This window comes from Pseudomonas sp. AA-38 (genome assembly GCF_029457475.1).
In the GTDB taxonomy this organism is placed as follows: domain Bacteria; phylum Pseudomonadota; class Gammaproteobacteria; order Pseudomonadales; family Pseudomonadaceae; genus Aquipseudomonas.
Map to the genome: position 1 here is coordinate 3,480,852 of NZ_CP120359.1, position 20,855 is coordinate 3,501,706.

General features: G+C 63.9%; 11 protein-coding genes and 8 pseudogenes. 10 read left to right on the forward strand and 9 right to left on the reverse strand.

Features of this window, described 5'->3' with window-relative positions; all coding sequences use genetic code 11:
* Positions 1 to 17: 17 nt before the first annotated feature.
* Positions 18 to 871 (reverse strand): annotated as a pseudogene (locus PVE35_RS16005) (helix-turn-helix transcriptional regulator).
* Between the two features lie 156 nt (positions 872 to 1,027).
* On the opposite strand from PVE35_RS16005, the pseudogene hemA reads away from it, so the two are divergent.
* From hemA to PVE35_RS16065, 10 genes and pseudogenes are all read left to right on the forward strand, one after another.
* A pseudogene (gene hemA, locus PVE35_RS16010) lies at positions 1,028 to 2,259 on the forward strand (5-aminolevulinate synthase).
* Position 2,260: 1 nt separating this feature from the next.
* A pseudogene (locus tag PVE35_RS16020) lies at positions 2,261 to 2,765 on the forward strand (GNAT family N-acetyltransferase).
* A pseudogene (locus tag PVE35_RS25470) lies at positions 2,762 to 3,831 on the forward strand (Gfo/Idh/MocA family oxidoreductase). The pseudogenes PVE35_RS16020 and PVE35_RS25470 overlap by 4 nt, the downstream one beginning before the upstream one ends.
* A gap of 22 nt (positions 3,832 to 3,853) precedes the next feature.
* Positions 3,854 to 5,708: pseudogene (gene asnB, locus PVE35_RS16035) on the forward strand (asparagine synthase (glutamine-hydrolyzing)).
* Positions 5,709 to 5,793: 85 nt separating this feature from the next.
* Positions 5,794 to 6,993: an MFS transporter gene (locus tag PVE35_RS16040; RefSeq protein WP_277372375.1), complete on the forward strand. Its 1,200-nt coding sequence runs from the start codon at positions 5,794 to 5,796 to the stop codon at positions 6,991 to 6,993.
* Positions 6,994 to 7,006: 13 nt separating this feature from the next.
* Positions 7,007 to 7,933, forward strand: coding sequence for a LysR family transcriptional regulator (locus tag PVE35_RS16045; protein WP_277372376.1), 927 nt, complete (start codon positions 7,007 to 7,009; stop codon positions 7,931 to 7,933).
* A gap of 158 nt (positions 7,934 to 8,091) precedes the next feature.
* Positions 8,092 to 8,420 (forward strand): annotated as a pseudogene (locus PVE35_RS16050) (toxin).
* A 159-nt stretch (positions 8,421 to 8,579) separates the two neighbouring features.
* Positions 8,580 to 10,093, forward strand: a pseudogene (gene istA, locus PVE35_RS16055) (IS21-like element IS1491 family transposase).
* 17 nt (positions 10,094 to 10,110) lie between these two features.
* Positions 10,111 to 10,866, forward strand: coding sequence for an IS21-like element ISPpu7 family helper ATPase IstB (istB, locus tag PVE35_RS16060; protein WP_230927319.1), 756 nt, complete (start codon positions 10,111 to 10,113; stop codon positions 10,864 to 10,866).
* Between the two features lie 191 nt (positions 10,867 to 11,057).
* Positions 11,058 to 11,366 carry a transcriptional regulator gene (locus tag PVE35_RS16065; RefSeq protein ID WP_277372377.1) on the forward strand — a complete coding sequence of 103 codons (309 nt, stop codon included), beginning with the start codon at positions 11,058 to 11,060 and terminating at the stop codon, positions 11,364 to 11,366.
* A gap of 386 nt (positions 11,367 to 11,752) precedes the next feature.
* Here the strand turns inward: PVE35_RS16065 and PVE35_RS16070 are convergent, their stop codons facing one another.
* The 8 genes and pseudogenes from PVE35_RS16070 to ftsH all read right to left on the reverse strand — a co-directional run bounded on the left by PVE35_RS16070 (position 11,753) and on the right by ftsH (position 20,841).
* Positions 11,753 to 12,622 carry a LysR family transcriptional regulator gene (locus PVE35_RS16070; protein WP_003116646.1) on the reverse strand — a complete coding sequence of 290 codons (870 nt, stop codon included), beginning with the start codon at positions 12,620 to 12,622 and terminating at the stop codon, positions 11,753 to 11,755.
* A gap of 633 nt (positions 12,623 to 13,255) precedes the next feature.
* Positions 13,256 to 14,407 carry a trypsin-like peptidase domain-containing protein gene (locus PVE35_RS16075; RefSeq protein ID WP_003116645.1) on the reverse strand — a complete coding sequence of 384 codons (1,152 nt, stop codon included), beginning with the start codon at positions 14,405 to 14,407 and terminating at the stop codon, positions 13,256 to 13,258.
* Positions 14,408 to 14,426: 19 nt separating this feature from the next.
* Complete coding sequence (locus PVE35_RS16080) at positions 14,427 to 15,389, reverse strand: zinc metalloprotease HtpX (protein ID WP_003116644.1); 963 nt, start codon at positions 15,387 to 15,389, stop codon at positions 14,427 to 14,429.
* Entirely contained in the window at positions 15,376 to 15,864 is a 489-nt protein-coding gene (locus PVE35_RS16085) for a phosphate-starvation-inducible PsiE family protein (RefSeq protein WP_004152114.1), read from the reverse strand. The genes PVE35_RS16080 and PVE35_RS16085 overlap by 14 nt, the downstream gene beginning before the upstream one ends.
* Before the next feature lie 235 nt (positions 15,865 to 16,099).
* Positions 16,100 to 16,903 carry a GGDEF domain-containing protein gene (locus tag PVE35_RS16095; RefSeq protein ID WP_014596895.1) on the reverse strand — a complete coding sequence of 268 codons (804 nt, stop codon included), beginning with the start codon at positions 16,901 to 16,903 and terminating at the stop codon, positions 16,100 to 16,102.
* Positions 16,900 to 18,518, reverse strand: a pseudogene (locus PVE35_RS16100) (cation:proton antiporter). Before PVE35_RS16100 ends, PVE35_RS16095 begins: the two are co-directional and overlap by 4 nt.
* A gap of 6 nt (positions 18,519 to 18,524) precedes the next feature.
* Entirely contained in the window at positions 18,525 to 18,980 is a 456-nt protein-coding gene (trxC, locus tag PVE35_RS16105; protein WP_128689432.1) for a thioredoxin TrxC, read from the reverse strand.
* Complete coding sequence (ftsH, locus tag PVE35_RS16110) at positions 18,961 to 20,841, reverse strand: ATP-dependent zinc metalloprotease FtsH (protein ID WP_277372378.1); 1,881 nt, start codon at positions 20,839 to 20,841, stop codon at positions 18,961 to 18,963. Before ftsH ends, trxC begins: the two co-directional genes overlap by 20 nt.
* Between the last annotated feature and the right edge of the window lie 14 nt (positions 20,842 to 20,855).

A 20,855-nucleotide genomic window follows, 5' to 3' on the forward strand; every position in this document is an offset into this window, starting at 1 on the left:
GCAATCGGCGCTTGGGCTTATACCAGCGCCGGCTCCTGCTGAAGCCACTGCTCGAAGTCTCGGCTTTGCGGCATGCCTTCCTTCGCCGCGTAGTAGACCAGGCGCAGGTGGCGGTCCTCGTCGATGGTCAGCGTGGTGTGTTCGAACACCACCTGGCCAACTGCTTCGATGTACAGGTGGCGTATCCCCTGGCACGGGCCGTGGATGTCCTGCTGCCGCCACCAGTCCCTGAAGTCCGGCGAGGCCTTTTCCAGATCCTTCACCAGCGCGGCGATATCCGGATCCTGGGTCGCCCGCACGAAGTCGCGGCGGAAGCTGGAGAGTATCTGTAGCGCCTGCTCATCCCAAGGGTTGAACAACTCGCGCATGGTCGGGCTGGTGAACAGCATCCACAACAGGTTGCGGCGGTCGCCGGCAGCGCAGAGAAACCGAACACCCGATCTGCCGCAGCGTTCCAGGCCAGCACATCCCAGCGCAGGTTGAGCACGTAGGCCGGACGAGACGGCAGATCCCCCATCAGGCGATGAATCAGCGCTGGTACCGTGCACCAGGTCTTGCCCGGCTCTGGCGGCAGACGCTGGTGAGCCAGCAGGAACAGGTGGCGACGCTCGGTGGCATCCAGCTTGAGCGTGCGCGAAAGGTTGTCGAGGAAGGTCGCGGACACGCTGATATCCCGCCCCTGCTCCAGCCAGGTGTACCAGGACAAACCCACCCCGGCCAGGGCCGCGACTTCCTCGCGGCGCAGCCCAGGCGTGCGTCTCCGGCCACCTGAAGGCAGCCCCACCTCCGCCGGCGAAATTCGTTCGCGGCGACTACGCAGGAATTCGGCCAGCTCTACCCGGGTGCGTTCAGCTGTGCGAGGCGCGCTCATCCGGTTATCTCCAGTACTAGGATAAACAGTCAAATTGTAACCCCTATAAATCCCGAGAAGAATACCCCGACCTGGCCGCGAATGCCCGAGCCAGGGCTCTCGCTAGATGAGGAAGTCAGCAGAGACGTGTCACCCATTTGCTAAGGAGATAAACGGATGTACCAAGCCCTTCTTCGGGAACAACTGGAGACATTGAAGTCCTCCAACCAGTACCGCACCTTCACCACCCTCAGCCGCATCTGCGGCCAGTACCCGCTGGCCAAACTGGATGGCCGTGAGCAAGAACCGGTGGTGGTCTGGTGCAGCAACGACTACCTCGGCATGTCACAACACCCCGCCGTACGCGAGCAAATGCACGACGCGCTGGAGACCTACGGCGCCGGCTCCGGCGGATCGCGCAATATCGGTGGCTCGCACGAGCTGTATGCCAGCCTGGAGGCGAGCCTGGCCGACTGGCATTGCAAAGAAGCGGCGCTGGTCTTCCCCACCGGCTTTGGCTCCAACGATGCCACCCTCCAGTGCCTGCTGCGGCGCATCCCCGACTGCGTGGTGATCAGCGATGAGCTAAACCACGCCTCCATCGTCAACGGCATTCGCTCCACGCCCAACGAGCGCAAGATCTTCCGCCATAACGATGTCGAGCATCTGGAGCAGATTCTCGCCAGCTACCCGCTGGGTCAGCCGAAGATTGTGGTGTTCGAGTCGATCTACTCGATGGATGGGGACATTGCCCCAATCGCCGAGATCGTTGCGATCGCCAAGCGCTACAACGCCCTCACCTACCTCGACGAGGTGCATGCAGTGGGCATGTACGGCCCGCGCGGCGCCGGTATCGCCGCCGAGCTGGGCGTAGCCGATCAGGTCGACATCATCCAGGGCACCATGGCCAAGGCCATCGGTGTAATCGGCGGCTATATCGCCTCGACCCAGGTGATCGTCGATGCGGTGCGCTCCTTCGCCACAGGTTTCATCTTCACGACCTCACTGCCGCCGGCCATCACCGCAGGCTGCCGGCCAGCGTCGAGCACCTCAAGGCCAGCAGTACCGAGCGTGATCGCCTGCATGCCCAGACCGCCAAGCTGCGCGAGCGGCTCAAGCACCATGACGTGCCGGTGATGCCCTGCTCGCAGACCCACGTGCTACCGGTGCGGGTAGGTGAAGCCAAGCGCTGCAAGGCAGCGGCCGAACGCCTGCTGCATAACCATGGTGTGTACCTGCAGCCGATCAACTATCCGTCCGTGCCGGTAGGGACGGAGCGCTTCCGGGTCAACGCTACGCCGAACCACAGCGATGCGCAGATCGAACATCTGGCGGTGTCGCTGCGCGAGACCTTCGACTACTTCAGCATCCCACTGGCGTCCGAGGTGTTTGCTGCGGAGGTGGCCTGAGATGGAACAGTCCTTCTTCACAGTACGTCCGGCGAACCAGGCCGACCTGGCCCGTTTGGTGGAGCTGCGCGCGTATCTGCTGGACGGCACCAACGCCAGCTATTCGAGCAATACGCCGGAGGACGCGGCGCGCTGGCGGGTGGCCTACCGCACCTGGCTGAATAGCCGCCTGAACGACAGCGACTGCGTGCAGATCCTCGCCGCCGAGCACAAGGAATCCGGCCAGGTTCTGGGCTGCGCGACGGCCATCATCGACCAACGCGCGCCGGCGCCGGGCTGCCTCAACGGCCTGTCCGGCTGGGTGCAGTCGGTGGTGGTGGAGCCGCAGTGGCGCGGTCGCGGTATCGCCCGGCAGCCTGATGCAGCACCTGCTGCGCTGGTTTGCCAACCGCGGCGTCGGCTGCGTGGTGCTGCAGAGCACCGCGGCGGCCAGCACGCTTTACCAGGCCCTGGGCTTCGCCGCCAGCGATGAGCGCCTGCTGATCCGCCAGGAGGCCTCGGCATGAAGATCCTGATCATCGGCCTGGGCTACGCCGGCAACCGCTACCGCCGCGCCTTCGAGCATATCGCCACAAGCACCGGCCTGCCGCTGTCGCTGGCCTATGTCGGGCGCAGCCAGAAGACGACCGAGTTGCCCTACTTCGACAGCGTCGACCGGGCTCTGCAGGTGTTCGAGCCGGACATCGTGGTGGTCAGCGTCAACGACCACAGCCATGCGCCCGTGCTCAAGCAACTGGCCGGCTACCGGGGCTTCGTGCTCTGCGAGAAGCCGCTGGTCACGCCCAGTGACGATCTGGCCGAGCTGCTCGGTGCGCTGGAGCAGGTCGGCGGCTTTGCCCTGGATCTGGTGGAGCGCTACTCGGACGCGACCCGGCAGTTGCGCGAGTGGGTCGAGCGCCACGACTGGCACTGGTGCGGGCCAGCTTCCATTGGGGCAAGGGCCGCATCAACGACTACCGCCCGACCTGCGGCGTGACCAGCGAGGTGATCCATGCCCTGGATCTGCTCGGCTGGGTCTGCCCGCGCGCCGGCCAGCTCCGGCTCGATGGCGTGCTCGGCGTGCGCTCGGATTTCTCGATCTCCGGCGCAGAGGTGCTCGACACCGTGCAGCTCACCGCCAGTCTGGGCGAGGCGCGGGTCACCGGCTACGCCAGCTTCGTCAACATCGCGCGCCAGCGCACTGTGGATTTCAGCTTCGTCGACCGCGACGCCCGACTGATCCATGCACGCCTGATCTTCGACACCCCACGCTGGGATCACGACCAGTTGCGCATCTGGACGCGCGGCGCCAACGGCGTCGAGGAGCTGCTGCACGCGTTCGCCACCGCCCCCGACGAGCCTGGCCTGAACACCCTGCACAAGCTCTCGCGGCTGTGCCGGCAGGTGGTGCGCGCCGTGGCGCTAAAGGAACCGCCCCGCCAGCCCTTCGCCGGCCTTGATACCGCCGTGGCGCTGCAGCGACTGCTCAATGACCTGGAAACCCATGCCCAAACCCCAGCACCGGCGCGCTACGCCCATGGCGAGACGCGCGTGCTGCTGGCCGAGGACAGCGACCTGGAAAGCCTCGGGTAACCCAATCACAAGGAGAACGATTATGTGTGGAATCACTGGATGGCTGTCCTACAGCCAGAATCTGGAAACGCAACGCGACACCCTGCAGCGCATGACCGACACCATGGCCCTACGCGGGCCGGATGCCGGCGGGCTGTGGATCGATGGCCCGGTCGGCCTGGGTCATCGGCGCCTGTCGATCATCGACCTGGAGGGCGGTCGCCAGCCGATGACGGCGATGCACGGAGGCCCGCGCGAGGTTGCCGCGATCACCTACAGCGGCGAGGTCTACAACTTCCGCGAGCTGCGCACCGAACTGCAACGACTTGGCCACCGTTTCGAGACCCGCAGCGACACCGAGGTGGTGCTGCGTGCCTATGTCGAATGGGGCGAGGCCTTCGTCGAGCGGCTCAACGGCATGTATGCCTTCGCCATCTGGGACCTGCGCTCGCAGGAACTGCTGCTGATCCGCGACCGCATGGGCGTCAAGCCGCTGTATTACTTCCCCACCACGGACGGTGTGGTGTTCGGCTCCGAGCCCAAGGCGCTGCTGGCCAACCCGCTGGTACCGCGCAAGGTGCGTGCAGACGGCCTGCGCGAGATCCTGGAGATGGTGAAGACGCCGGGCCATGCCGTGTTCGACGGCATGCGCGAGGTGATGCCAGGCGAGATCGTGCGCATCCACCGCCAGGGCCTGGGTCGCCGACACTACTGGAAGCTGGAGGCACGCGAGCACGAACACACGCTGGACGAGACCATCCGCCACACCCGCGACCTGCTGGAGGACATCGTCGATCACCAGATCGTCGCCGACGTGCCGCTGTGCAGCCTTCTCTCCGGCGGCCTCGACTCCTCGATCATCACCGCGCTGGCATCGAAGAAGCTGCTGGCCGCCGGCAAGGAGAACATCCGCTCCTTCTCCGTCGACTTCGTCGATCACGGCAGCGGCTTCACCGGCGACGCCGTGCGCGGCACCCCGGATGCGCCCTTCGTGCGCGACCTGGTGGAGAAGATCCGCTCCAGCCACCAGGAGATCGTCCTCGACAGTCGCGAGCTAGCCGATCCGGCGCTGCGGGCACAGATCGTTCGCGCCCTCGACCTGCCACCGGCGTTCTGGGGCGACATGTGGCCATCGCTCTACCGGCTGTTCCAGGAGGTGCGCAAGCACTCGACGGTGGCGCTGTCCGGCGAGAGCGCGGACGAGGTGTTCGGCGGCTACCGCTGGTTCCACGATCCGGAGGCGATCCAGGCCGACACCTTCCCCTGGCTGACCTCGGTCACCGGCAAGTACTTCGACGGCAAGACCCTCTTAGACCCGGGCCTGCTGGCCCAGTTGGACATGCAGAGCTTCCTGCGCGACAGCTACGTCCAAGCCAACGCCGAGGCGCCTGTACTGCCCGGCGAAAGCGCGGTGGCACCAGCGCATGCGGCAGATGAGCTACGTCAACCTGACCCGCTTCGTGCAGACCCTGCTCGACCGCAAGGATCGCATGAGCATGGCCGTCGGCCTCGAGGTGCGGGTGCCGTTCTGCGACCACCGCCTGGTCGAGTACGCCTTCAACATCCCCTGGGCGATGAAGGCCTTCGACGGGCGGGAGAAAAGCATCCTGCGCGCGGCGACCCGCGACCTGCTGCCCGAATCGATCAGCGAGCGGGTCAAGAGCCCCTACCCCTCGACGCAGGATCCGGCCTACGAGCAGGCGCTGCGTGACGCCCTGGCCGCCATCCAGGCGGATCGCAATGCGCCGGTGACGCCCCTGCTCGACAGCGGCCGTATCCAGCAAACCTTGGCCAAGCCGCTCGGCGGTGTCTCGCCCATGTACGAACGCATGGGCATGGAGCTGGCGGTCGGCCTCAACACCTGGCTGAACGAGTACGACGTCAGCCTCGAACTCTAGTCCCCAACCGGATGCGGCCCCGGTGCGGGGCCGCATCCATTCGCTGTACCACCCACGCGTTCCTGCAACGCAAGCGAGTCCGAGCATGCACACACCCAACCAATCACCCATCTACCTCATAGCGCTGGGGGCCTTTGCCCTCGGTATGGCCTCCTACGTCACCGCCGGGTTGATCCCGATGATCGAGGCCTCGTTCGCAGTCTCCGTCGCGGTGGCCGCACAACTGGTCACCGCCTTCACCCTGGCCTACGGACTGGGTTCGCCGATCTTCGTCGCCCTGACGCCGGCGCATCGCCAGCGCGCCGGCCTGCTGCTGGCCCTGGGCCTGTTCGTCATCGCCAACGCCGCCAGCGCGCTGGCCGAGAGCTTTACCGCGCTGATGGTCTGGCGCGCCATCGCCGGTATCGGCGCCGGTGTCTACCTGGCCATGGGCATCGGCGCCTCGGCCGCCGTGTCCACCCCGGAGCGCCGCGGCAAGGCCATCGCCATCATCATGGGCGGTATGGCCAGCGGCGTGGTGCTGGGCGTGCCGCTCAGCCTGTTGATCGCCGAACAGCTCGGCTGGCAAGCCGCCCTGTGGCTGGTCACTGTGCTCGGCCTGGTGGCCTTCTTTGGCCTGCTGCTGAAGCTCCCGTCCCTACCGGCAGCCACCGCCACCACGCTTGGCCAGAAGCTGGCGATCCTCGGCGATGGCCATGTGCTGGTCATCCTGCTGGTCTCGCTGCTGGCCGCCATCGCCAGCCTGGGCATGTACACCTTCATCGCCCCGCTGCTGGCTGACCCAGCCTACGGCGCGGTGCGTTCGGTCACGCCCTATCTGTGGGTCTGGGGCATCGGCGGCGTGCTGGGCAGCTTCCTGATTGGCCCGCTGGTGGATCGCATCAAGGGCCCGGTGCTGACCTTCGCCATCATGCTGATCCTCGCCGTGTCACTGTTTGTACTGCCGCTAGCTGCTGCCCTCAGCACCTGGCTGGTGATGCTGCCCATCGCCCTGTGGGGCGCGGTCGGCTGGGCGCTGCAGGTGCCGCAGAACAACGAGCTGATCCTGGCGCGCCAGGCCCAAGGCGACGGCAACCTGGCCATCGCCCTGAACGAGTCGGCGCTCTACTTGGGCAGCGCCATCGGCGCCGCGGCCGGCGGCTTCGTGCTGCTGTTGCAGATGCCCACCTGGACCCTGGCCGCCAGCGCCGGTGGTGTCGCCGCGCTGGGCGCCCTGCTGCAGATCGTCAACCTGCGTCGCCAGCCAACCTGGAACGGCGACGTGCAAGCCGAACCCTACAACTGACGGAGGAAAGGCCGTGGAACTGCGCCACCTTCGCTGTTTCATCGCCGTCGCAGAAGAACTGCACTTTGCGCGTGCCGCCGCGCGCCTGCATATCGAACAGTCGCCCCTATCGCGGATCATCAAGGAGCTGGAGTACCGCCTGGGCGTCCAGCTGTTCGAGCGCACCACTCGGCGCACGCGCCTGACCTGGGCCGGCAAGGTGCTCTTGGAAGAAGCGCGCCGGGTGCTGGCCGTGGTCGACCAGGCCAAGGCCAGCGTCAAGAGCGCAGCGGCCGGCTACCGTGGGCGTATTCGCGTAGCACTGTCCGACGGTATTCCCCAGGCGCGCCTGGCGGCCCTGCTCGCCCAGTGTCGCGAGGAAGAACCGGAAGTCGAAATCTGTCTGTCGGAAGTCACCTTTAGCGAACAGGTCAGAGGCCTGAGCGACGACCTGTACGACATCGGGCTTGCACAGTCCGAAGAGGTTGGCGATGGGCTGGTGGCCGAGCCGGTCTGGTTCGACCCACTGGTTGTGGCGGTACCTGCGCGCCACCCACTGCTGAGCTACCGGCGCGTGCCGCTCAACGAGGTGGTGCGCTACCCGTTAGTCCTTTGCGATCCGCAAGTTTGCGAAGGTTTCTGGCAACAGTTGCAGCGGGTGCTTGGCGCCGTAGATACGCGACTGACTATTGCCGACCGCGTTCCAACCCTGGATCTGATGATGGCGTTGGTGGCCGCGGGTTACGGCCTGGGTTTCTCCAGCCTGGCGCGCATCAACGAACTCAACAATCCGGACGTCGTGGCCAGGCCGCTAGACGGCTGCGCATCGATGCTAACCACCTACTTGGTAAGGCGCGAAGGCGAACCGACCGAACAATTGGCGCGGTTTATCGGGCGGGTGAGCCCGGCGGAAAGCCAGGCGTTGCTGCCGGATCACACATCACAGAAGGAAATCGCCTGATCGCCCCAGGCACTAGATCTCCCCCTCGCGGCGAGCCCTCTCAGAAGAGCGTCTTAGCGGCAGCCCAGCCAGGCTGCCGCATTTCTTATATCTGGCCACCTGCTCATTTCTTGACAAGAAGATAGCCACCATTAAACATACGCAAATAGCGTACACATATGAAAGCATTGTTCGTTGAGCTGTCACCCTTGAGCGCAACCGAAAAGTCCACCTGGATGACGACGAGTACTCGCTATTCCAGCAGATGCTCTTGGCCAACCCGGAGGCAGGCGCAGTCATCGCCAACAGCGGTGGTCTACGGAAGGTCCGTTTCGGATCGGTCAGGCGCAACAAGGGGAAGCGAGGTGGCGTTCGGGTGATTTACTACTACTGGCTCCGCGGTCTGCAGTTCTGGCTCTTCACCCTGTATGACAAAGACGAACTCGATGACCTGAGCAGTGACTGCGGATTCCACGGTCATCTGGCCACCCATTCCATGAACATCTGACCACCGATTCCACGCTGATCCGGCCACCCATTCCACGCGCATCCGGCCACTGATTCCACGGCCATCCGGCCACTCAACCGGGCAGGCAGCTACGCAGGATTTCTTCACTACCATCGACCTCTTTTTCGAAGCAGAGAGGTCGTCGTGGAGCGTTTATCCATGCGTAAGATTCGCGAAGTACTACGTCTCAAGTTCGAGGTCGGACTATCAGCTCGCCAGATTGCGGTCAGCGTGCAGGTCGGTCGTGTCACCGTCGGCGACTACCTCAATCGTTTTGCCGCCAGTGGTCTCAGTTGGCCCTGTTCGTTGTCCGATGCCGAGTTGGAGCAGCAACTGTTCCCGCCGGCCCCGGCGGTTGCCAGCGAGAAGCGGCCTTTACCCGATTGGGCATGGGTGCATGCCGAACTGCGCCGCCCCGGGGTGACCCTGGCGCTGCTCTGGCAGGAGTACCGCCTGAGCCAGCCGCAGGGCTTTCAGTACAGCTGGTTCTGTGAGCATTACCGAGCCTGGCAGGGCAAGTTGGACGTGGTGATGCGTCAGGAGCACCGCGTCGGCGAGAAGCTGTTCGTCGACTATGCCGGCCAGACGGTGCCGGTTATCGATCGCCACAGCGGCGAGATCCGCCAGGCGCAGGTGTTCATCGCAGTGCTCGGCGCGTCCAGCTACACCTTCGCCGAAGCCACCTGGTCGCAGCAGCTGCCGGACTGGCTAGGCTCCCATGCCCGCTGCTTTGCCTTCCTCGGCGGCGTGCCGGAGATCGTGGTGCCGGACAACCTGCGCAGCGCGGTAAGCAAGGCCCATCGTTACGAGCCGGACATCAACCCCAGCTACCGCGACCTGGCCGAGCACTACGGAGTGGCGGTGGTGCCGGCGCGGGCACGCAAACCGCGCGACAAGGCCAAGGCCGAAGTCGGCGTGCAGGTGGTCGAGCGTTGGATCCTCGCGGCCCTGCGCAACCGTCAGTTCTTCTCCTTGGACGAACTCAACAGCGCCATCTCCGTGTTGCTGGAGCGGCTCAACCAACGCCCGTTCAAGAAGCTGCCGGGCTCGCGCCAGACGGCCTTCGACAGCCTGGATCGTCCGGCGCTGCGCCCCTGCCGGTGCAACCCTACGTCTACGCCGAGTGGAAGAAGGCGCGGGTGCACATCGACTACCACGTCGAGGTCGATGGGCATTACTACTCGGTGCCGTATCAACTGGTGAAGAAGCAGCTGGAGGTGCGCCTGACGGCGCGCACCGTCGAGTGTTTCCACGCCAACCAGCGAGTGGCCAGCCACCTGCGCTCAATGCACAAGGGCAGGCACAGCACGCAGGCCGAGCACATGCCCAAGAGCCATCGCGAGCATGCCGAGTGGACGCCGCAGCGGCTGATCCGCTGGGCCGAGCAGACCGGGCCGAACACCGCCGGCGTGATCCGGCACATCCTCGAACGGCGCATCCATCCGCAGCAGGGCTACCGGGCCTGCCTGGGCATCCTGCGCCTGGGCAAGACTCATGGCGAAGTGCGCTTGGAGCTGGCCTGCCGACGCGCCCTCAGCCTCGGCGCGTGCAGCTACAAGAGCCTCGAATCGATCCTGTGCCAGGGCCTGGAAAGCCTGCCGCTGGCTCAAGCCAACCTGCCGCTGCTGCCGGACGACCACGCCAACCTGCGCGGCCCCGGCTACTACCACTGAACCCAAGGAAACTCACCATGCTGCCCCATCCGACCCTGGACAAGCTGCAAACCCTGCGCCTGCACGGCATGCTCAAGGCGCTGAACGAACAACTGAAAACCCCGGACATCGACAGCCTGAGCTTCGAGGAACGCCTCGGCCTGCTGGTCGACCGCGAGCTGACTGAACGCGACGATAAGCGCCTGAGCAGCCGCCTGCGCCAGGCCCGGCTCAAGCACAACGCCTGCCTCGAAGACATCGACTACCGCAGCCCGCGCGGGCTGGATAAGGCGCTGATCCTGCAACTGAGCGGCGGCCAGTGGCTACGCGACGGCCTCAACCTGATCATCGGCGGCCCCACCGGCGTGGGCAAAACCTGGCTGGCCTGCGCCCTGGCCCACCAGGCCTGCCGGGACGGCTACAGCGTGCGCTACCTGCGTCTGCCGCGCCTACTGGAAGAGTTGGGCTTGGCCCATGGCGACGGGCGCTTCGCCAAGCTGATGAGCAGCTACGCCAAGACCGACCTGCTGATCCTCGACGACTGGGGCCTGGCGCCGTTCACCGCCGAACAGCGCCGCGACATGCTGGAGCTACTGGACGACCGCTACGGCCAGCGCTCGACCCTCGTGACCAGCCAAATGCCCGTGGACAACTGGCACGAACTGATCGGCGATCCAACCCTGGCCGATGCCATCCTCGACCGCCTGGTGCACAACGCTTATCGGATCAATCTGAAGGGTGAATCAATGCGCAAACGGACGCAGAAATTGACGACGCCAGCCAACCCAGACTAACAATGCCACCCCTGCGTCGCTGCGCTCCGACTGCCCGGCCGGATGGCCGTGGAACAGGTGGCCAGATGGCCCTGGAATGCCTGGCCAGATGAGAGCGGACTGGGTGGCCGGATGGCGTGGAATCCGCACAGTGACCAGCGTAGGCAGCTGAAAGCGCTCCTTGAGCGCGAAGTGAAGGCGAGGCAAGCACCATGACCAAACGCGATATTTTTTCCGAGCTGATCGAAGGCTTCGACGACCTGGCCTCGGCACGCGAAGGCAAGCGTACGCTGCGTACTCACAAGGTTGAATACAAGCCAATTGAACCCGCAACAGGCGCGGAAATCGTCGCACTGCGCGAAAAGCTGCAGATGTCCCAGGGTGTATTTGCGCAGGCCATTCATGCCAAGCCAGCGACACTCAAGAACTGGGAACAGAACCGCTCAAAGCCCAACGATCAGGCCACCGTCCTGATCCGTATCCTGAGCAAGCATCCAGAGCTCATTCGCGAACTGGCGTAGATCACCAGAGCGCAGATGGTCCCTGTAACAACAGCAAACGGGCAGAATCACTCGCCGGGTACTCAAATAGATTGGGAAGCGATGTGAGGCGAGCCGCATGCACAGCCCTTCACCACAACTCGTTCGCCCTCCGTCAGCGTCTACAGGACACTGATGGCTCTGCGCGCTGTCACCTTGATCATCCAGCCTACCCATCTCGATGATGATCTGGAGCGGAAAGCAATCAGAGTCAACCGGCTTACAACGTTGCTAGCCGAATAGTTCCCAGCGCTGAGAGTGAACCCTACAATCAGGTAGGGAGCGACCTCCGGCCACGGACTGCCGATCACAACCGGCAGAAATCGGCCAGAAGCGGACGTTAATAGCCGTCGGCCTAGGCAGCGCGTCTATGTTGCAGACGACTGCCTGAGTGTCTGGATCAACAGGCTGTGAAGTCTGTCGACAGCCGCCGATGCTTGTGAGGCCCTGCTTCGATAGACCGCCACTTCCATCGGTTCAAGCGGCCCCAGCCCGTGCTCAGCACCCAAGGTTTCCAGGTGGGCAGGCGCACTGCATTGGGTCAGCACCGCAATGGCCAAACCGCTCTCAACCGCTGCGAGTTGCCCAGCCAGGCTGGAGCTGTTGTAGACCACCTTGTAGCGGCGCCCCTGCAAAGCGAGCGAGTTGATGGCGCTGCGCTTCGCCAGGCTGGTGCTTTCGTAGACGGCAATCGGCAGCGGGTCGCGCCGCCATGTCTGGAACTGCGCCGAGCCAACCCACACCAGTGGTTCATGAAACAGCAGGGTTCCGTGCCGGGGATGGTCGCGTGATACCAGCGCGAGGTCGAGTTCCCCTTTCTCGACACGAGGAATCAAGGCGGTCGACTGTTCGCAATTCAACTCGATTTCCACACTGCCATGGTGCTGTGCGAAACGTTTGAGCACCGGCGTGAGATAGCGGGCGGCGTAATCATCAGGAACACCCAGACGAATCTGCCCGGTCAGCTCCTGGCCATGAAAGGCAGCCTGAGTTTCTGCATGCAGGTCGAGCATGCGTCGCGCATAGCCCAGGAGTAGTTGTCCTTGTGGCGTCAACTGATGCTGCCTGGGGCCGCGCCTCAGGAGCTGACAGTTCAGCGCTGCCTCCAGTTTTTTCAACTGCATGCTGACGGCAGATTGAGAGCGATGAACCTCGGGCGCTGCGCCTGACAGCGAACCGGCATCCACCACGGCGACAAAGCATTTCAGCCAGTCGATCTGAAGATCCTGATAGTTCATGGTCTCGGCGTATGGATTCGATTAGTTGATAGCTTATAACCGAATTATTCGTTTTTCTTTAGCTGATGCGCGCCGCATATTGCCGCCGAGATAAAACCTGCGAGCTTGGAGCAAGTGTGGGATGCAAATAAAGTTTCATCCTAACCCTAAAAACAGGGCGGCGGCGCGCTCTCCTATTCATAAAAAATCCATTTTATATCAGTATGTTGTGAGCACTTACACCCGAGACTGGATCGTTTTGCCTTTCATGGGAGAATGATTAAGGGCGCTAAAGTATCATCCTAATTTTCGCCCAGGCTCGAAAAATACGGTAAATGGTGAGAATAAAGATTCATCCTTTTCCGATGTTGCCCGTTCCAACACGTAAGCAGTCAGTCAGAAAAAACACATAGATCCAATCCCTAGCGAGCATTGAGCTCTCTCATCCGTGCCAACTGCTCCAACCCTTGGACGCCCTAAATGCTTACCCAAAAAAATCAACACCTTCTTTTAAAAACACAATCAAAAATGACTCCCTTATATCCATTTAACCTAAACAGCCTTCTCCCCACTGCACTAGCTAGGGCTCGTAGTTCGGCGCAAGGCTGAAGTCGCTTGGCTGCTTCGCTGTGCAGATCCATGACCCACTTTCCATCAAACTCCCGGTTGTAGTTCCACAAGCATCTCGCGAGTCTTGCCGGCCCGCTCCACTAACAAGACCACAACATCTCCAACGTTCTTGTCGTCTAGCCGGGCCTGTAATGTGGTGACGTCGTCGACGGCGATACCGTCGATGCTGATAACGCGATCGCCGGGCACGATGCCGCCTGCGGTGACCTCGACGCCGACGAGCCCGGCCCTGTGCGCCGCCGAGCCCGGCGTTACGCGCAATACGAATACGCCCTTACTGCCGGTCAGCGCCTGCAGACGCGCGTTGAGCTGCTCATCCACCTCGATGCCCAGCGCCGGACGGATGTACTTGCCGGTCTTTATGAGTTGCGGCACCACGCGCATGACGGTATCGACCGGCACCGCAAAGCCGATGCCGGCCGAGGCGCCAGACGGACTGTAGATGGCGGTATTGATGCCGATCAGCCGCCCAGCCGAATCGAGCAGCGGGCCACCGGAATTGCCGGGGTTGATAGCGGCGTCGGTCTGGATCAGGTGGTCAATGGCCGGGCCACTGGCGTCGCCGGAAAGGGTGCGGTCAAGCGCCGAGACGATGCCGGTGGTGAGCGTCCAGTCGAGCCCGAAGGGATTGCCAATGGCAAAGACCTTTTGCCCCACCTTGAGATCGGCACTGGTGCCCACCGGCACCGCCGGCGGGCGCTTGAAGCCGACGCCAATCTTGAGTACCGCGATGTCGTGCGCAGGACTGGCGCCAACGAGCGCAGCCTGATAATCGCGACCGTCGGCCAGTTTGACCGTGGCAGACGATGCCCCCTGGATCACGTGGAAGTTGGTCACCACGTGGCCGGCATCGTCCCAGATGAAGCCGGAGCCGGTGCCGCGCGGCACGGAAAAGACATTGCGCGACCAGACGTCACGCACTAGTTGTGCCGTGGTGATGTAAACCACCGACCCGCGCGATTTCTCGAACAGCTCGATGGTGGTTTTTTCGTCGGCGGCCAGGTCGCCGCGCGGCGTCACCGTGCGCTCCTGCGTTTCGTGGGGACTGAACCAGGCTTCGATGGCGGGCAGGAACTGCCACAGCAGCATGAGTGCGGCGATGCAGCCAGTGATGACGAGCCAGCGCCGGATGAATCGATCCGGCGCCGGGCGGCTGTAGGGGTCGGGGTAGGTCACGTCATTCTCCATGTTGAAATCAGCGCCAAAGGCCGCCGGTGCGCCAGCGTGGCGGACGTGGTGATACGGTCACCTCGGGGACGAAACGGGCCGATGGAAACGGCGGCATCGCGGGCGGCGGAGCAAGTTCCAGCAAGCGCTCAATGCGTTCAGCTGTCGCCGGATGCGTGCGCAACCAGGAGGGTTCCGGATTGCCCCATCCGGGCAGCAGCCAGGCGCGCCAGGAGCGGCTCACCCGCTCGATCTTGGCGAGCGCCGAGGCCAGCCCGTGCGGGTCGCCGGTCAATTCGGCAGCGAGCCGGTCGGCGTCGAATTCGCGCACCCTGGACAAGCCCAACTGAGCCAGCAAGGCCAGCTGTGGCGCGACCGCCAGTAGAAGCAACGCGGGCCAATTGACTTCCGTGACTCCAAGCAATAGCGCTGGCAAGCTGAGCACGATCGCAAGCTGCCCCAACAAGGCCAGAAGATGGGTGAGCCGACTGATGGAATCGGCCAAGCCCATGACACGCATATCCTCGTTCGCAATATGCGCGATTTCGTGGCCGAGCACGCCGGTCAACTCGCGGGGCGTGAGGCTACGCAGCAGGCCGTCGGTCAGCGCGATGGCCGCGTGATGCTTCGAACCGGTGGCGAAGGCGTTGACGACCCCGCTGGGCACGTAGTGCGGTACCGGCACGGCAGGCAGCCCGGCCCGCGCCGCCAGTTCGCGCAACACAGCCCAAAGATCGGGCGCTTCATCCGGGTGCAGGGGGCGTGCGCCATACAGCCGCAAGGTCAGCCCGGAGGCGGCCGCCGGTTCGAGCAGCAGGGTGAACCCCGCGGCCGCAAGCGCCAGCCAAAGCCCGCCGTCACCCAACAGCAGGCTGCCAGCGACGGCGGCAATCCCGAGCAGGGTCAGCACCAACAGCGCGGTTTGCAGGCGATTGAGCCAGCGATGCCGCGCGCCGACATTCTGCGCGTGGCGCAGATCACGACTGATCATCTGAGCTTTCCCCGGCTGTCCGGTCATCGCGCTCGCGCAGCAGCCAGTAAGTCGCCCCGAGGGCCAGTGTCGCGCCTGCGAGCGCCGCGACCTTGGCGGGGCCGGTCTCCGGGTCGAGGATCACGAATTTACGCGCCAGGGCGATCAGCCCGATCAGGATCACCGTCTTGACCTGGATGATGCTGTCGCGCCGCAAGGCCACCCGCACGATGGAATGCTTGAACTCCATGGCGATGAGCAGCGTCATGATCATGCCGAACACGGTCTGGAAGACCTTGTGATCGAGCGGATTGAACGCATCAATGATCAGCAGGCTGAAGACGATCGAGATCAGCTGCAGCAGCGAGACCACGATGATCACGGCAATGATTGCGGACAGCGCGAGCGCGATCACCTGTTCGAAGCGCTCGTAGAACGTCATCACTGCCCATTGGGCGCGAAATGTTTTGATCGGGTCTGCTTGCTTTTCCTTCATCGCCACTCCTCTCAATTCTGAAATACTTGTGCACCCACAACTTAGTTGCGCCCTTGTCTTTTTGCCTGGTAGAGCGCGCTGTCCGCCTGCTGCATCACCTGCTCGACAGAGCGCAAACGGGGGTCAAGGAGAGCCACCCCCATGCTGGCGCTATAGCTGATCGACACATCTCCACACACCACCGCTGTCGCCGCAGTGTCCTGACGAAATCGCTCCGCCCATACTTGGGCGTCTTCTATCGATGCCGCTTCCAACAACACAGCGAATTCCTCCCCCCAATCCGGGCAGCCATGTCGGTTGCGCGAACATGTTCCCTCAACCGTGAAGCAAAGTGCTTGAGCACCTCATCGCTGCATCCGTGTCCATAGGTGTCATTGATACGCTTGAAGTGATCGATGTCGCAGAGCACAAGTGCTGCTTGTATCTCGGGGCTGCGTTTGAGGCGCTCCCATTCCAGCTGTAATCGTTCGTTAAAAGCCCGCCGGTTCGACAAGCCGGTCAAGGGGTCGGTGATCGCCATACGCAGCAACTGCTGCTCCATTTCCTTGCGAGAAGAGATGTCGAGCAGAGTGCCGACTATCAGTTGCCTGCCCGCGTCACCCAGCCAACGGCCGCGATCCAGCACCCAAATCCAAACGCCAGATCGATGACGAACGCGGTACTCGCACTCCAATCGCTCCGACGGGTTTTCTTGGTAAGCGCGTACCTTTGCCAGAACGACCGGTAAATCCTCCGGGTGAATACGCGCTTGCCATGCGGCATGGGTGGCGCCAACCTCCTCGTCGGAGGTCAAGCCGAACATCGCCAGACTGCGGGCAGAAAGCCTGAAGCTGTCGGTAGCGATATCCCACTCCCAGAATCCCAGCCCTGCGCCCTCCAGGGCGATGGCGATCCGTTCCTTGTCATCGATTTGCGCTTGTTGGCGATGCTTCAGCTCGTCACGCCTCTGGCGATTGGTACGAACAAAACGCCATATTGCAACCGCCATGCCAATATTGGCAAGTAGCGACACCATCAGCCAAATGGTCGGCCCGTTCATGGTCTATCCCCACCTGACTCACTGAGTGTCTGCCGTAATTCCTCGATCCGGTGGTCGACTTGGTCGGCGTTGATGCCCAACATCAACAGTACCTGCTCGGCCAGTCCCAGTCCCGCAGCCAGGTACAACGGGTACAGTCTGACATTGGGCAGATTACGCAAAAGCTGGGCATCCGTTACGCGCTCAGTGGCCACCACCACGGACAAGCTCAGGCGGCGGCCAGGGTGTCGAGCCGACTGGCATCGCCATACGACACCGGCGCCCCCATCGCACGCCCCGCTTCGACCCGTTGGCGGTCCGATTCCAGCAGCAAATGCGGTATGCCTGCCAGGCGCAGCGTTCGGCTCAGCAGCAGCCCGACGTCATCCGCCTCACAGATGATCACATGGTCGCGCAACGACCGCGCCCGCTCGGCGACTTCGCCTTCTTCGGCCTGCGGTGGCTGACCGAGTGCGCCCGAGCAGCTGAAAGCCCGCGCCCATCGGTCATGGTGTCGGATCAGGAGCGGTGCCAACCCCATGCTCAACACCAGCGCCACCAGCATCGGTTGCACCATGGTGGCGGCGATCAGGTGCTGCTGCATGACCATGCCCAGGAGCAGAAGCGCAAACTCGCCGCCATGACCCAGCACGATGCCTGCGCGCCAGGCGTCGAGCGCCGACAGGCGGGTTGCGCGCAGCGCCAGAAAGTTCAGCCCCATCTTGAGAGGCACCAAGGCCAACAGCCAACCCAGTACCGCCAGCGGTGCGGCCACGATCTGCGCGGTGTCCAGCTGCAGGCCAATGGTCACGAAGAACAGGCCCGACAGCACATCACGAAAGGGCTTGAGGTGGTTTTCCATGTGGTACCGGAAATCGCTCTCCCCCAGCACCATGCCGGCAAGAAAGGCACCGAGCGCAGCCGACACACCCAGTGCATGGGCCGCTGCCGCAGCCGCCACCACCAGACTCAGCGAGACCAGCACGAAGGACTCTTCGTGCCCCTGCCGCGCCACCCAGCCCAGCAAACCATGCAACAGGCGGCGCGACGCAACCGCCGAGACGGCAAACAGCAACAGCACGCCCGCCACCTCCCCAAGCACACGGCCAAGCCCGGGAGCATCGCCGCGCGCCCAGATCGCCAGCAGCGCCAGCAAGGGCACACTGGCCAGATCCTGGAACACCAGCACGGCAATGGCGCCGCGGCCGTGGCGTGTGGTCAACTCGCCCTGATCGGCCAGCTGCCGGCTGACCAGCGCTGTCGACGACATGGCCGCCGCCGCGCCCAGCAGTGCGGCGCTGTCGAGCGGCAGCCCCAGCCACAGCAAAGCCAACGCCACCGGTGCGGCGACCATCGCCAGCTGCAGTGTCCCGGCCACCAGCACGGTCTTGCGGGTGAGCCAGAAATGGCCGAGCGAGAACTCCAGCCCGACCATGAACAGCAGCAGCGCCACCCCCAGCTCGGACAGGAAATTCAGCGCCGGTCCCGGCATGATCCAGGCCGTGACCGGAGGGCCCAGCAAGACACCGACCAGCAGATAACCCAGCAAGGTCGGGATATTCAGCCTGGCCGTCAACGCAGCCGCCAGACTGCAGGCGACCAGCAGAATCAGCGTCGTACCGAGCAAGTCCTGCATCGGCCCTCAACTCACCACAGCCGAGGATGCCCAGCGCACGATGTCCTTTGCCCCCATGGCGCCGGCCTGACGCGCGATCTCCCGCCCGCCCCGGAACAGCGCCAGGGTCGGAATGCTGCGGATGCCGAAGCGGGTGGCCAATTGAGGCTCTGCCTCGGTGTCGACCTTGGCCAGCCGTACCTTGGGTTCCAGCAGGCGCGCGTCCTGCTGGAACTGCGGCGCCATCATCTTGCAGGGGCCGCACCAGGGGGCCCAGAAATCGACCAGCAGAGGAATGTCGCTGCGCTCCACGTGGCGCGTGAATGTCGCCGTGGTCAGCTCGATGGGCGCGCCCGTGAACAAAGGTTGCTGGCAACGGCCGCAGTTCGGGTGGTCGGCGAGTTTGGCCGCCGGTACGCGGTTGACGGGTTGGCAATGCGGGCAAACATGTGCAGGCTGTCGCTCATGTCGAGACTCCGGGATGGGTTGTAGATGCGGGTGGGGCCGGCTCGGCCGCCGTAGCCGAGGTGGCGCGCTGGAGCCCCTCGGTCAGGCGACGGATATCGGCTTCATCCAGCGTTTCCCGCGCCAGGAGCTCGCGAGCACAGCGCTCCAGCACCGCACGATTGGCATCGAGAATCCCGTAGGCGCACTCGAACACGCCCATCACGATGTCGCGGATGGCCTGATCGATGCGCGCCTGGGTCGATTCGGCCACCCGGCAGCCACCGCTGGCCAACTCGGGCGTGTCGAGGAAGCGCGGTCGCTGCGCTTCGAAGGCGATGTAACCCAAGCCTTCGTCCATGCCGAAGCGAGTGATCATGTCGCGGGCGATGTCGGTGGCCCGCGACAGGTCGTCGGCCGCCCCCGTGGAGAGTTCGCCAAACACCAGCTTCTCGGCCGCGCGTCCGCCCAGAAGCACGGCGATCTTGTGTTCCAGATCCCTGCGCGTCATCAGGAAACGATCTTCGGTCGGACGCTGCAGGGTGTAACCCAAGGCGCCGATGCCACGCGGGATGATGGAAATCTTGTGCACCGGGTCAGTGCCCGGCAGCGCCAGCGCCACCAGCGCATGGCCCATCTCGTGATAGGCCACGGTCTCGCGCTCTTTGGGGTTGAGCACGCGGTTTTTCTTTTCCAGGCCGGCCACGATGCGCTCGATGGCGGCAGTGAAGTCCTGCAGCTCCACGGCCTGCGCGCGGCGGCGGGTTGCGGCCAGCGCCGCCTCGTTGACCAGATTGGCCAGATCCGCGCCCGAGAAGCCGGTGGTCAGCGCGGCCACCTGTTCGAGGTCGACCTCGGGTGCCAGCGTGACTTTCTTGACATGCACCTTCAGGATGTCGAGCCGGCCCTTCTTGTCGGGTCGGTCCACCAGCACCTGGCGATCGAAGCGGCCGGCGCGCAAGAGCGCCTGATCGAGGATTTCAGGGCGGTTGGTCGCGGCCAGAATGATGAGCCCCACGGAGGCATCGAAGCCGTCCAACTCGGTCAGCAACTGGTTGAGCGTCTGCTCGCGCTCGTCATGGCTGCCGATGGGGCCTCCGACACCCCGCGCCCGGCCCAGCGCATCCAGTTCGTCGATGAAGATGATCGCCGGCGCCTGGCCGCGTGCCTGCTCGAACAGGTCGCGCACGCGCGCCGCGCCCACCCCGACGAACATCTCGACAAATTCCGAACCCGAAATGGAGAAAAACGGTACGCCCGCTTCACCCGCCACAGCCTTGGCCAACAAGGTCTTGCCGGTGCCGGGCGGACCGACCAGCAGCACGCCCTTCGGAATGCGCGCCCCAAGACGACCATAGTCCTGCGGGTTCTTCAGGAAATCGACGATTTCGACCAGCTCCGCCTTGGCCTCATCGACGCCGGCCACATCGGCAAAGGTCACACCGGTGTTTTTCTCCATGAACACCTTGGCGCGGCTCTTGCCGATGCTGAGGAACCCGCCCATGCCCTGCTTCTCGGCGAAGCGGCGGAACAGGAAGAACCAGACGCCGAAGAAAGCCACCGCCGGCAGGATCCACGACAACACATCGCGCAGCCAGGTGCTCTCCACCACGCGGGCATAGGGCACGTCGTACCTCGACAGGCGATCGGCAAGATCGGGTTCGACCCGGGTCGCCACGATCGTCGTCTTGCCCCGGCTGTCCGGCGACTTCAGACGCCCGGTCACGCTGCGATCCGACACCAGCACTTCCGCCACTCGACCCTCGGCCAGCGCCTTCTCGAACTCGCTGTAGGGCACGGGCTCGACGGTCTTTGCCGTTTGCCAGTAGTTCTGCAGCGTCAGCAGCAGCAATACGGCGACGATCCAGTAGCCGGTGTTCCATTGATTCTTCTTTTCCATGACGCGTTGCTCCT

Coding starts and splice junctions, on each gene's coding strand:
- PVE35_RS16095 (WP_014596895.1), bottom strand. CDS start 16,903: ATGAACGGGCCGACCATTTGGCTGATGGTGTCGCTACTTGCCAATATT.
- ftsH (WP_277372378.1), bottom strand. CDS start 20,841: ATGGAAAAGAAGAATCAATGGAACACCGGCTACTGGATCGTCGCCGTA.
- PVE35_RS16080 (WP_003116644.1), bottom strand. CDS start 15,389: ATGATCAGTCGTGATCTGCGCCACGCGCAGAATGTCGGCGCGCGGCAT.
- PVE35_RS16065 (WP_277372377.1), top strand. CDS start 11,058: ATGACCAAACGCGATATTTTTTCCGAGCTGATCGAAGGCTTCGACGAC.
- PVE35_RS16040 (WP_277372375.1), top strand. CDS start 5,794: ATGCACACACCCAACCAATCACCCATCTACCTCATAGCGCTGGGGGCC.
- PVE35_RS16070 (WP_003116646.1), bottom strand. CDS start 12,622: ATGAACTATCAGGATCTTCAGATCGACTGGCTGAAATGCTTTGTCGCC.
- PVE35_RS16085 (WP_004152114.1), bottom strand. CDS start 15,864: ATGAAGGAAAAGCAAGCAGACCCGATCAAAACATTTCGCGCCCAATGG.
- istB (WP_230927319.1), top strand. CDS start 10,111: ATGCTGCCCCATCCGACCCTGGACAAGCTGCAAACCCTGCGCCTGCAC.